The organism is Lysobacter sp. CA196 (assembly GCF_052078695.1).
GTDB lineage: Bacteria > Pseudomonadota > Gammaproteobacteria > Xanthomonadales > Xanthomonadaceae > Lysobacter.
In genome coordinates this window covers 110,341-122,784 of sequence record NZ_JBQJIN010000005.1, presented here as the reverse complement: position 1 = coordinate 122,784, position 12,444 = coordinate 110,341, and the positions used below count along the sequence as shown (strand labels likewise).

7 protein-coding genes are annotated in these 12,444 nt (G+C 67.6%); 3 read left to right on the top strand and 4 right to left on the bottom strand.

Annotated elements, in window-relative coordinates; genetic code table 11:
• Positions 1–486: 486 nt before the first annotated feature.
• A complete protein-coding gene (locus ACTOWK_RS06925; protein WP_441329447.1) occupies positions 487–2,739 on the top strand; it encodes a primosomal protein N' in 2,253 nt (750 codons plus the stop codon).
• A 1,149-nt stretch (positions 2,740–3,888) separates the two neighbouring features.
• Here the strand turns inward: ACTOWK_RS06925 and ACTOWK_RS06920 are convergent.
• Positions 3,889–4,761: an NYN domain-containing protein gene (locus ACTOWK_RS06920; RefSeq protein WP_441329446.1), complete on the bottom strand. Its 873-nt coding sequence runs from the start codon at positions 4,759–4,761 to the stop codon at positions 3,889–3,891.
• A 171-nt stretch (positions 4,762–4,932) separates the two neighbouring features.
• Between ACTOWK_RS06920 and tal the strand changes: the two genes are divergently transcribed.
• Both tal and ACTOWK_RS06910 read left to right on the top strand, forming a co-directional pair.
• Complete coding sequence (gene tal, locus ACTOWK_RS06915; protein WP_441329445.1) at positions 4,933–5,883, top strand: transaldolase; 951 nt, start codon at positions 4,933–4,935, stop codon at positions 5,881–5,883.
• A gap of 16 nt (positions 5,884–5,899) precedes the next feature.
• Positions 5,900–7,180 (top strand): NAD(P)/FAD-dependent oxidoreductase, encoded by a 1,281-nt coding sequence (locus tag ACTOWK_RS06910; RefSeq protein WP_441329444.1) that lies wholly within the window; start codon positions 5,900–5,902, stop codon positions 7,178–7,180.
• 117 nt (positions 7,181–7,297) lie between these two features.
• On the opposite strand, the gene ACTOWK_RS06905 is transcribed toward ACTOWK_RS06910, so the two are convergent.
• From ACTOWK_RS06905 to ACTOWK_RS06895, 3 genes are all read right to left on the bottom strand, one after another.
• A complete protein-coding gene (locus tag ACTOWK_RS06905; protein ID WP_441329443.1) occupies positions 7,298–7,765 on the bottom strand; it encodes a DUF1203 domain-containing protein in 468 nt (155 codons plus the stop codon).
• Positions 7,766–7,929: 164 nt separating this feature from the next.
• Positions 7,930–8,808, bottom strand: coding sequence for an RNA polymerase sigma factor RpoH (gene rpoH, locus ACTOWK_RS06900; RefSeq protein ID WP_441329442.1), 879 nt, complete (start codon positions 8,806–8,808; stop codon positions 7,930–7,932).
• A 676-nt stretch (positions 8,809–9,484) separates the two neighbouring features.
• Entirely contained in the window at positions 9,485–12,433 is a 2,949-nt protein-coding gene (locus ACTOWK_RS06895) for a winged helix-turn-helix domain-containing protein (RefSeq protein ID WP_441329441.1), read from the bottom strand.
• Between the last annotated feature and the right edge of the window lie 11 nt (positions 12,434–12,444).

Here is a 12,444-nt window from a genome sequence, read left to right as displayed (position 1 = left end):
GCCGGGGGGCGGAAGAACTGGGGGACGGGGGTCTGGAACTCATCGGAACGGCTTCACCATACGCCGCATCATAGCGAGGCTGGCGGCTCGCAAAAGCGCTTGACAAAGCGTCGACGCGCGTCAGCGCGAAGCGGGACGCGGCCTGCAGGCAAAAGCGGTTGTGCACAGCAGTAATGGAAACGTCATCAAGCCTCGGTTCGCCGCCCGCCGGAGCCGCATGACAGTCATGTTTCACGGTTAACGCATTGATAAATATAAAGATAACTGCGTTGGCACTTTTTTCACCAACCTAACCCGAGGGCTTATTTCAACGCTCTCGCGCATCGCTGCCGACCCGCCATGCACAGATTTATCCACAGCCCGTGTGGATAAGGGGGATTTCCCTTCGTATACCGCAACTTACGTGACTATTGTCACGTAATAGCGAGCTATGGTCCGCAACTCCTTCGGCTGCCGCCGATCCTCCGCGATCGCTAGACTGATGCCATGCCCGAGGCCCTCTTTCCGCCGCCAACCACCGTCTGGCGCGTCGCCCTGCCGCTGCCCTTGCCGCGGCTGTTCGACTATCTGCCGCCCGCGAACCAGGCCGACGGCGACGCCGCGGTCGGCCATCGGGTGCGGGTGCCGTTCGGCCGCCGCGAGCTGGTCGGGGTGGTCGCCGAAGTCGGCGCACCCGAGTACGAAGCCGACCCGGCCGCGCTCAAGGCCGCCCTGGGCCGGATCGACGCCGACCCGCTGCTGCACGGCGAGCTGTTCGATTCGCTGCGCTGGCTGGCCCGCTATACCCATGCGCCGCTCGGCGAGGTCCTGGCGACCGCCCTGCCCGGCCCGCTGCGCCACGGCGAACCATTGCCCGACACCCATGCCTGGGCCTGGCGCCTGACCGAGGCCGGTCGCACCGGCCGCGAAGGCCTGCGCGCCGGCCGCCCGCGCCGCCTCGCCGACCTGCTGCAGGACAGCGCCTGCGACGAAGACCGCCTCGACGAGGCCCTGGACGATTGGCGCAGCGCCGCGCGCGCCCTGGCCAAGCGCGAGCTGGCCGAGCGCATCGCGGTGCCGGCCAGCGCTCGCGCACCGGCGCCGCAACCGGGGCCGGCGCTCAACGACGAACAGCAGGACGCGGTCGACGCGGTGCTGGCCGCCGACGGCTTCGTGCCCTTCCTGCTCGACGGCGTCACCGGCAGCGGCAAGACCGAGGTCTACCTGCACGCGATCGCCGACTGCCTGGCGCGCGGCAAACAAGCCCTGGTGCTGGTGCCGGAGATCGGCCTGACCCCGCAGACCCTGGCGCGTTTCCGCGCCCGCCTCGGCGTGCCGATCCATGCCCTGCACTCGGGCCTGTCCGACGGCGAACGCGCGCGCACCTGGGCCGCGTTCGCGCGCGGCGAGGCGCAGGTCGCGGTCGGCACCCGCTCGGCGGTGTTCCTGCCGCTGCTGCAGCCGGGCCTGATCGTGATCGACGAAGAACACGACGGCAGCTTCAAACAGCAGGACGGCATCCGTTACCACGCCCGCGATTTCGCCCTGGTCCGGGCCAAGGCCTTGAACATACCGATCCTGCTCGGCAGCGCCACGCCGTCGCTGGAGTCGTTGCGCAACGTCCAGGCCGGGCGTTACGGCCATCTGCGCCTGCAACGCCGCGCCGGCCAGGCGCAGGCGCCGCAGGTACGGGTGGTCGACGTGCGCAAGCGCCCGCTCGAAGCCGGCCTGTCGCCGGAGCTGGTCGACACCATCGCCCAGGCCCTCAACGCCGGCGGCCAGGTGCTGGTGTTCAAGAACCGGCGCGGCTATGCGCCGGTGCTGCTGTGTCACGACTGCGGCTGGACCGCGCACTGCCCGCGCTGCAGCACCCCGCTCAAGGGCACGCCGATGACCGTGCACGGCGGCGGCCGGCGCCTGCAATGCCACCATTGCGGCACTCGCCGCCCGGCCCCGGACGCCTGCCCGGACTGCGGCGGCCTGGCCCTGCAATCGCAAGGCGCCGGCACCGAGCGCATCGAAGAGTCGTTGAGCGCGCGCTTCCCCGATTACCCGGTGCGCCGCATCGACCGCGGCACCACCCAGCGCCGCGACGCGCTCGAACAGCATCTGGCCGAGTTCGGCACCGCGCCCGGCATCCTGGTCGGCACGCAGATGCTCGCCAAGGGCCACGACCTGCCGAACCTGACCCTGGTCGCGGTGGTCGGCATCGACGAAGGCTTGTTCAGCGCCGACTTCCGCGCGCCGGAGAAACTCGCGCAACTGTTGATCCAGGTCGCCGGCCGCGCCGGCCGTGCCGACAAACTCGGGCAGGTGCTGCTGCAGACCCATCACCCCGAGCATCCGCTGCTGCATACGTTGTTGACCGGCGGCTATGCCGCGTTCGCCGAAACCGAACTCGCGCAGCGCGAAGCCGCCGATTTTCCGCCGTTCGCGCACATGGCCCTGCTGCGCGCCGAAGCACAGGAAGTCGACGTCGCCAACGCGTTCCTGGCCAAGGCGCGGCGCGAGATCGATGCCTGCACCGACCCACGCCGGCGTCCGCCGCCGGGGCAGCGCCCGGCCCTGGAAATCAACGGCCCCTTGCCGGCGCCGATGCCGCGCCGCGCCGGTTACCAGCGCGCACAATTGATCCTGACCGCACTGGAACGGCGCCACCTGCACGCCGCGCTCGACGCTGCCCTGCCGGCGATCTACGCCTCACCGGAAGCGCGCAAGGTGCGCTGGTCCTTGGATGTGGATCCGATCGATCTGTACTGAGCCGCGCTCAGGCTTTGGGGAGGCGACGCCCTGAGTCGTCGCAACCCAACCACGCGCCCTGCTGTACCCCCCCTTTGAAAAAGGGGGGGTAGGGGGGATTTGCTGTTGCTGTTGCCCGATGAGCTTGGCGCAGTTCCGACCTTGCGATGCGATCGTAGACCCGGAGGGCGGCGCACAGGACGTGCGCCGTTTTCCGATAAGACAAGGATGTCTTATCGGAAAATCCCCGCGCGCGCTGCGAACTCGCAGGGGAGCTTCGTCAAGGAAGGCCTTTTCTTTGGTTAGCTTTCTTTTGGGCCAGCAAAAGAAAGTAACCCGGCCGCGTCAGCGGACGGAAGCTCTGCACTTGCTTGATCGAAACGCCGGAGGCCGACAGGGCGTGGTCGCGGCTTGCGCCGCTCCTACCCTAGAAGCGGCGACCACGGCGCCTCAACCTCGCAACGCTTCCGGCTGGAACCAGGGTAGGAGCGGCGCAAGCCGCGACATCGTTGCGACGGTCTCGGGGCGCCTCGCTCAACCAAGATCTAGATCAAACGCCAAAAGCTTCCGCCACTGAAGCGGCGGGTTACTTTCTTTTGTCATAAGCAACAAAAGAAAGGTAACTGCACTCTCAAGGTACAAGTGCATCACCCAAGCGGATCAAAGGCTTAAACCTCCTTCCTGGTAAACCGGCCTTGATTCAGAGTAAGCCTTTGATCAGTCGAGAATTTCTGATTTGCCGTCCGCCTAGGAAAAAGCGGGTCATCAGATGAAGAGTGATGCACTTGGTCCTGGTCAGTGCAAACCAAAGAAAAATGCTTTGTTTTGAATCACAGGCCCGCGCGCGCGATGCCGACGCGGTGATTTTTCATACGGGACATCCTTGTCCCGATGAAAAACGGCCCGCATCCATGCGGGCCGCCCTTCGGGTCTTCTATTGCCTTCGCTAGTGCGGAACGACGCACAGCCACAGCCACAGCCACAGCCACAGCCAAGGCCAAGGCCAAGGCCAAGGCCAAGGCCAAGGCCAAGGCCAAGGCCAAAGCTAAAAAATAAAACCATGGCCGAGGATGGAATTCGACGCCGTCAAAGGAAGATCGTGGCCGTCCACGGTTCGCGGTCGCGGCTCGCGCCGCTCCTACCCTTGCGGCATCGCCAATCGCGCCAGCGTCAGGTCTTGACCTTGACCTTCGGCTTGCTCGCCGCCGGCTTGTTCGCGGGCGGTTTGCTCGCGGCGGGCTTGTTGGCCGGTGCCGGATTGACAGGCGGTTTGCTCGCCGCCGGCTTGCTCGCCGGCGTCTTGTTCGCGCCGCCCTTGGGCTTGTCGCGCACCCATACCATCAGATTGTCGCGGCGCAGTTCGAACAGACCCATCGCCTCGATCAGGTCGCTCAGCTTGCGGTAGCCGTAATTGCGCGGGTCGAACGAGGCCTGGTTGCCGATCTGCTGCCCGATCGTCGCCAGGCGCGACCAGCCGTCGTCGCCGCTGGCGGCTTCGACCGCACGCCGCAGCATCTGCACCAGCCGCGTATCGCTGCGCAGGTCCTTGGCGCTGCGCACCGGCGTGGCGGTGGCGTCGCCGGGTGGGTCGTCGGCGCTGGCTGGTTGCGCCAGGGCTTCGACATAAGTGAATTTGGAGCAGGCGTTGACGAAAGGCTCGGGCGTCTTCTGCTCGCCGAAGCCGTAGACCTTGGCACCTTCGGTCAGCAGGCGCATCACCAGCGGGGTGAAATCGGCGTCGCTGGAGACGATGGCGAAACCGTCGAGGTTGCGCGCATACAGCAGGTCCATCGCATCGATGACCATCGCCATGTCGGAGGCGTTCTTGCCCTTGCTGTAGGCGAATTGCTGCATCGGCCGGATCGCGTAGTCGTGCAGCACCGCTTCCCAGCTCTTTAGGTTCGGGCTCTTCCAGTCGCCGTAGGCGCGGCGCACGTTGGCGACGCCGTAGCTCGCCACCTCGGTCAGGATCACGTCGATCTTCGCCGCCGGCGCGTTGTCGGCGTCGATCAGCAGCGCGATGCGTTTTTCCTCTGCGGCCATGCGATTCCCCTGCGGGCCGGTCCCGGCCCTGTCTCGGCCCAGCCTAGCGCAACCCTGTCGTCGGCGCCTCGACGCCGTGCCGGCGCCGAAACGAGCGCCACGGTCATGACGCGCTAACCTCGATCAGTGAGAATGGCGGGGACCCTAACGACACGACATGACCCCACCCCCATGACCAACCAGCTCGAACAACTGCGCGCACTCTCCGCCGTCGTCGCCGACACCGGCGACATCGAAGCCATCGCCCGCTTCCGTCCGCTCGATGCGACCACCAACCCCTCCCTGCTGCTCAAGGCTTCGGCCCTGCCGGCCTATGCGCCGCTGATCGAAGCCGCGGTCGCCGCGGCGCAAGGCGCCGACACCGCCGCACGCGTCAACGATGCCGGGTTGCGGCTGGCCGTCGCGATCGGCGGCGAGATCCTCAAGCTGATCCCCGGCCGCGTCTCGACCGAAGTCGATGCGCGCCTGAGTTTCGATACCGATGCGACCCTGGCCCAGGCCGGCCGCATCGTCGAGCTGTACGACCAGGCCGGCATCGGCCGCGAGCGCCTGCTGATCAAGATCGCCTCGACCTGGGAAGGCATCCGCGCCGCCGAGCAGCTCGAACGCGAAGGCATCCACTGCAACCTCACCTTGCTGTTCTCGTTCGCCCAGGCGGTGGCCTGCGCAGAGGCCGGCGTGTACCTGATCTCGCCGTTCGTGGGCCGCATCCTCGACTGGCACCTCGCCAACGGCACGCCCAAGCCGGCCACGCCGGCCGACGACCCCGGCGTGCAGTCGGTCGCGCGCATCTGGCAGTACTACAAGCGCCACGGCTACGCCACGGTGGTAATGGGCGCGAGTTTCCGCAACACCGGGCAAGTGCTCGCACTCGCCGGTTGCGACCGCCTGACGATTTCGCCTGAATTGCTCGGCGAACTCGAAGCCGGCCAGGACACGGTCGCGCGCGCGCTCAACGACGACGGCCAGCGCGGCGCGCCGGATGCGAAGCTCGACGAGGCCGCCTTCCGCTGGCAGCACAACGAGGACGCGATGGCGACCGACAAGCTCGCCGACGGCATCCGCCGTTTCGCCGCCGACCAGCGCAAGCTCGAAGACCTGCTTACCCGTCATCTCAGCTGATCGAGGTTCCATCGTCATGAGCGACTCCCGCAAGCACGTCGTCATCGTCGGCGGCGGGTTCGGCGGTCTGTGGGCGACGCGCGCCCTGGCTTCGGCCGAGGTGCGCATCACCCTGATCGACCGTCGCAACCATCATCTATTCCAGCCCCTGCTGTATCAGGTCGCGACCGCCGGCCTGTCGGCGCCCGACATCGCCGCGCCCTTGCGCCACATCCTGCGCAATCAGAAGAATGTCGAAGTGCGCCTCGGCGAAGTCACCGGCATCGCCGCCGACGCGCGCCAGGTGAGCCTCGCCGACGGCGACGTCATCGACTACGACTACCTGCTGCTCGCCAGCGGCGCGACCCACGCCTACTTCGGCCACGACGAATGGGCCGACGATGCGCCGGGCCTGAAGACCCTCGACGACGCCCTGCACATCCGCCGCCGGGTCCTGCTCGCCTTCGAACGCGCCGAAGCCGCCGAGACCGAGGAAGAACGCTCGGCCTGGCTGCACTTCGCGGTGGTCGGCGGCGGCCCGACCGGGGTCGAACTCGCCGGCACTCTGGCCGAGATTTCGCGCAAGACCCTGCGCCGCGAATTCCGCCGCATCGACCCGGCGCAGGCGCGCGTGCGCTTGATCGAAGCCGGCCCGCGCGTGCTCGCGAACTTTCCCGAGTCGCTGTCGGAAAAAGCCCGCGCGCAGTTGCAGCGGCTCGGGGTCGAAGTCGTCACCGGCACCCCGGTGGCCGAGATCGACGGCCGCGGTTATCGGCTCGGCGCCGAGTTCGTGCCCGCACGCACGGTGCTGTGGGCGGCCGGCGTCGCCGCGTCGCCGCTCGGCGCCCTGCTCGATGCGCCGCGCGACCGTGCCGGCCGGATCCTGGTCGAACCCGACCTCAGCGTGCCCGGGCATCCGGAGATCTTCGTCGCCGGCGACCTGGCCAGCGTCAAACAAGCCAACGGCCAGCCGGTGCCCGGCGTCGCCCCGGGCGCCAAGCAGATGGGCGCCTACGTCGCATCCGCGATACGCGCGCGCCTCGGCCATCGCGCGGTCGAGCCTTTCCGTTACGTCGACTTCGGCAACCTGGCCACCATCGGCCGCCGCGCCGCGGTGGTCGACCTGCGCGGCTTCAAGTTCTCCGGCTTCCTCGCCTGGGTGTTCTGGCTCGCCGCCCACGTGTTCTTCCTGATCGGCTTCCGCAATCGCCTGATCGTGATGCTCAACTGGTCGTGGGCGTATTTCACCTACCAGCGCCACGCCCGCATCATCTTCGGCACCGGCGAGCCTGCCTGCGCCGACCCGCCGCCGCCATGAAGACGGCAACACGACGCGGTGCGTACATCGGGTCGGTTGCACCGGTAACGACGACGAAGGGCGCCTCGCGGCGCCCTTCGTGTTTGCGGCGGACTCGGTAGCTGTCCGCGAGGTGCTTCAGACGCGATCGATCCGGCACATGAAACACCCGGTGCGGGCGTTGTGCGCGTGCACTTCGGTCGCGTCCGCATCGTCTAGCAACTCGGCCAGCGCCGCATCGGCGTCGGCGCCGGCGACCACTCGCGCGCCGCGCATCCAACCGTCGGCGTCGTAGGCGCGCAAGGACAGAGTGCGGGTGCGCAGGAACGCCGGTAGTGCGTCGTCGTACGAGGCCGCGGTGGCGCCTTCGCGCACGTAGATCGGGCCGCTCGAGCGATACGGGCCGTCGCAGGCGTGGTGCTCGAAGGTCAGCAACAGTACCGAGTCGCCGGGCGCGGCGTCGGCCAAGCTGATCCGGCAGGGGTAACCGTTCGGCGAATCGGCGACGATGCGGCGCATACCATGCGCGCGCAAGCTGGCGTCGTCGAGCGCGCCGAGGGTGGCGAAAGGTTCCGGCGACAAGCCGGTGATGCGGTAGCGAGACATGGCGTAATTCCCTGAAGACAGGCAGGCACGTTAGACCCGCGGTAACGGCGGCGATATCCGCTTCTTGCGCGTCGCAGCCGCGAACGCCGCGGCCGGTTGCGGCGCCGCAAACGACGACGGCCCGGTTTCCCGGGCCGTCGTATTCGACTATGGCGAGTCGCCGATCAGGCGGCGAACAAACCGCGCATCTTCTTCAGCGCGTTGGCTTCGATCTGGCGGATGCGCTCGGCGCTGACGCCGTACTCGTCGGCCAGTTCCTGCAAGGTGATCTTGCTGTCGGCATCGAGCCAGCGACGCTTGATGATGTCGCGCGAACGCGCATCCAGGCCGGCGAGGCCTTCGCGCAGCAGACCGAGCTTGTTGCCTTCCTCGTCCTCGCGCTCGTACGACTGCGACGGATCTTCGTCGCTCGCGCGCAGGTACGCGGCCGGCGACGGCGGCGCGTGATCGTCGTCTTCGTCCGAAGGCGCATCGAAACCGATGTCGCGGCCGGACAGGCGCGATTCCATTTCCAGCACTTCGCGCTCGGAGACGTTGAGGTCCTTGGCGACCAGGCGCACTTCCTCGGCGTTCATCCAGCCCAGGCGCGTCTTGCTCTTGCGCAGGTTGAAGAACAGCTTGCGCTGCGCCTTGGTCGTGGCGACCTTGACGATGCGCCAGTTCTTGAGGATGAACTCGTGCATCTCGGCGCGGATCCAGTGGACCGCGAACGAAACCAGGCGCACGCCCTGATCGGGGTCGAAACGCTTGACCGCCTTCATCAGGCCGATGTTGCCTTCCTGGATCAGGTCGCCGATCTGCAGACCGTAGCCGTTGTAGCCGCGGGCCACGTGGACGACGAAGCGCAGGTGCGAGTGAACGAGTTCACGGGCCGCGTCGAGGTCTTCCTCTTCACGGAAGCGGCGCGCCAGCGCCTGCTCGTTTTCCACGCTGAGCACCGGGATCTGGTGCACGGCGCCGATATACGCGTCCAGCGAACCGAGCGCGCTGGGCACAGGCAGGTTGTTGGCGACTAGAGCAGTGGATTGGGCGATAGAGGTCATGGGGGTCATCTTAGCAGTCGCGATATATGACTGCTAAAGGTGGGGAAAGTTCCACAGTGTTGCGGTACTGGAACGGGCATCCCGGCCTTGACCGGCCGGGCTGGCGGAGCGCCGGCCCGGTGACGGGGCGGCGTGGGCATCAACATACCCTTTGCAATTAATAACTTATTAAAGCGAAGCGCCCGTCAGCCCCATTCAGCCTGGAGCCGGGGCGCCCGAATGGCCGCTCGCGGCGCCGTCCGCCGCCTGAACCGGCGCGGCCAAACGCCACTATCGGCCAGATCCAGGCGCACATTCCATCAGGACCGGGATCCCAGATCACGACATCGGCGCGGGCCGGGGCGGGTCAGGCACGGGACCGAAGCCATTCTGGCCAGCGGCTGGGACGCGAGTTCGTGCCAATCGCAACCATCCGACCGGCCAGCGGATGCCTGTATTCAAGGACGGCGCTGGAGAGCCATCTTCGAATGGGATCACCGAGCCTAGGGCAGCGGTCGGCGCCTGGAGCGCGATTCGGACGGGCAGACGCAACCATGCCCGGCGCTTGAGCGGCAATGGGGAGCCGAAGCCAACGCCACGGCCAGGGCCAGGGCAAGACGATTGGCAGTCCTGCCCTCGCGCCACGCAGGTCGATATGGGCTTGCCGAGCGCCGGGAACCGCACTCTAACCCTGCCCCTAGCCCTCAGGTGCGACCGACGCCGGGACTCGCGATCGGCCGACCGGTTCCAACGCGACGGATTTGAGCCATTCCATCTTCGCGCCGCGCATGCCGGTGCGGGCGATCAATCGTTCGCGTTCGACCGCGCCGCCGACCTCTGCGAGGACATCGAGCGGCAACAGGCTGTGCAACTCCATCTGCGCGACCGCATCCCCCAGCGCGTGGGCCCGTGCGTGCAGCGGCGTCGCCAGGGCGACGGTACGTTCGCGATCGCCATGGCTCCAGGAATCGGCCACCTTGAGCATGTCCAGGCGATGGCTGAGCAGCCATTCGTTCGTGGGCAACATGCCGCGCGCCGCGGCGATGTGCGCGCGGCTGGAAACCCAGTCGCCACGTGCGGCGGCATTCTCGGCCAGGCCGGTTTCGGCGCCGGCGATCAGGGCGGCATAGCCGCTGCGCTGCAGCTTCGGCAGCAATTGCCGATACACGCGGTCCGATTCGTCGATGTCGCCGAGCCGGGTCAGTAGTTCGGTGGCCGTCAAGGTCAGGGCCCAGCGGTCGGAATCGTCTTCGGACTTCGCCAAGGCGGCGCGTGCGGCCGCCAATTGGGTATGGGCGGCGTCGCGGTCGCCCGCCAAGCGCGCGGTGCGGGCCTGCATCAGCAATGTGATATTCGCCCAATTGCTGTGTTTGCTCGTCTTGCACCGTTGCATATCGGTACGGGTGCCTTGAAGGTCGCCCATGGGAAGTCGGACCCACATGCGGGTGCACGCGAGCGTGATCTGCGCTTCGGTGATCCCGCTCTCATCGGGCCGTTGCCCGATCAAACGACGTTCGCTGCTATCCAGCACCGCCAAGGCCTGCGCATAGCGGCCGCGGACCATCGCCAGATCGGCCTCCAGCCGGGCCAGCAACAGAGCGGCATGGCCCTGCAAGCCTGCGCCGCGCAAACGTTCCACGCGGGCGTCGGCCCTGTCGTAACGGGCGAGCATCAGGTCCTGGTTGGTCACCACCATCTGCAGATGATTACGCCAGATCGCCGGAGCGGAGACTTCCGCGACGGCCAATGCCTGCACCAGGTACGCGCGGTACTGGTCTATGTCGCCACCGTCGCGATGCTGTTTGGCGATACGCATCAGTATTTCCAGTTCCAGCTTGCGGTAGCCGCCGGCGCGGGCCTTGGCGAGCAGCGCGTCGAAGCGCTCGCCGCTGCCGGCCGCGGGCGGGCGTGCGGCTTCGGCACGGAAACGGGCGTACAGGGCCGCGGTATGGTCGCCGCCTGCCTCGAACAAGGCGGCCGCTTCCTCGAACTGTGCGGGCGCTGGCTTTTCGTAGGTCGCGTCGTTGATCGTCGCAATGGTCAGCAAAGCCGCGGCTTGTTGCAGCTCCCAGCCAAGGCCGGCGTCTCGACTCAACCGCTGCGCTGCCTGCGCGCTCGACATGGCGCGCGCAGGATCCCCGGCGCTGCGGTAAGCGGACGAAAGCGCCAGCAGGCGCTCGATCCGCGTACCGATCGGCTCGCGCTCCCAATTGGGCGAAGCGAGGGTCTTCATCGCCTGCGCTTCCTCGCCCGAGGTTAGTTGCAGGCTGGCGTGCGTCAGGGCGATGGCGGCGTTGTGCGGGTAGCGCGCGGCCAGCCGGCCGTAGGCTCGGGTGGCTTTGAGCTGCTGCTGTGGCTCCGGATCGATGGCCAGGCGCTGCGCGTCGAGCAGTTCGCGCGCGCGCGCCGGCGCCGGCTGCAACAGCGCATAGGCTGCCTGCATGTTCTCTATCGCGGCCGGGGCCTGCGACAGGAAGGACTGCGCTTTCGCCAGTTGCCATCGGACCAGGCCGAAACGAGGAGCCCGCGCCGCCACGGCACTGGAAATCGCCGCCGTCGCCATCCAGTCGCGTCGCTCGTAGGCATCGATCGCGTCGGCGTAGCGGCGTGCGGTCGCTGCATCCAGGGCGAGAGCCGGCCAGTTCTCGGCGTCCGTGGGCACCAAGCGCGTCATCACCCGGCGCGACAGGGTGTCGACCATCGCCGGCACCTCGGCGTGGGTGCCGCGCACTTCGATGACCGGCCCGCCAGGGGCGCCCTGGAAGCGCGCGCGCAGCACGATCAGTCGGGCGTCGTTGGACACGCTGCTGGCGGAAATGAATACCGACGTCGGGCTGGTGGCACTGGCGTCGGCAGCCAATTCGGCTTCGTTGAGCACGGTCAGTTCGGGCAGGCTGGTCAATTTCCAGGTCAGCCACTGGCGCAACAGTTTGACCGGCCAACGATTGGCGGCGGCGGGGTCTTCCACTTCGATCACCGCGATGATCTGCGCTTGGCTTGTCGCGGCAACCGCCGGCAGCGCGCGCTCGCCCTTGAGCCGCCAACCGATCAAGACGATCGCGGCGAACGCTGCGGCGATGGACGCGCCTATCGCCCAGCCAGCCCAGCGGCGCCGCCGCTCGGAGGACGCGGGCGCGGCGGCGTAAGATGTCGAAGGCGCCAGGCTGCCAACCGCGTCGGCGCGCGAGGGGGCCGCGGTTAGGGCGAAAGTCGTTGCGTCCGGAGCAGTGTCGGGTATTAGCTCTGCAGGCTGCGCCGGGAGCGACGGTGTCGCGGCATCCGTCGTTGCGGCCGCACCCGGCGCGTGCAGGGTCGTCAACGCCTCGACCGGACCAGGCGGCTCGCAGATGTATCCGCCCTTGGACACGGTGCGGATCCAACTCTTGCGGTCGTCGCCCAACGCTTTGCGCAGCACCCAGATGCAGTGCGAGAGGTTGGCCTCCTCGACGACGACATTGGGCCACAGGCTCTCGAACAGCTGCGCGCGGCTGTGCAGCGTATGCGGTTCGGCCAGCAACACCATGAGCAGGTCGAAGACGCGCTGCTGCAGCTCGACATCCGCCCCGTCGATGGTGACGAGCCGGTTGCGCAGGTCGACGACCAGTTCGCCGGTGCGCAGATACCGGGTATCGGTAGGCCAAGGCATCGTCCGCATCT

Coding starts and splice junctions, on each gene's coding strand:
- ACTOWK_RS06905 (WP_441329443.1), bottom strand. CDS start 7,765: ATGTCTCGCTACCGCATCACCGGCTTGTCGCCGGAACCTTTCGCCACC.
- ACTOWK_RS06910 (WP_441329444.1), top strand. CDS start 5,900: ATGAGCGACTCCCGCAAGCACGTCGTCATCGTCGGCGGCGGGTTCGGC.
- tal (WP_441329445.1), top strand. CDS start 4,933: ATGACCAACCAGCTCGAACAACTGCGCGCACTCTCCGCCGTCGTCGCC.
- ACTOWK_RS06925 (WP_441329447.1), top strand. CDS start 487: ATGCCCGAGGCCCTCTTTCCGCCGCCAACCACCGTCTGGCGCGTCGCC.
- rpoH (WP_441329442.1), bottom strand. CDS start 8,808: ATGACCTCTATCGCCCAATCCACTGCTCTAGTCGCCAACAACCTGCCT.
- ACTOWK_RS06895 (WP_441329441.1), bottom strand. CDS start 12,433: ATGCCTTGGCCTACCGATACCCGGTATCTGCGCACCGGCGAACTGGTC.
- ACTOWK_RS06920 (WP_441329446.1), bottom strand. CDS start 4,761: ATGGCCGCAGAGGAAAAACGCATCGCGCTGCTGATCGACGCCGACAAC.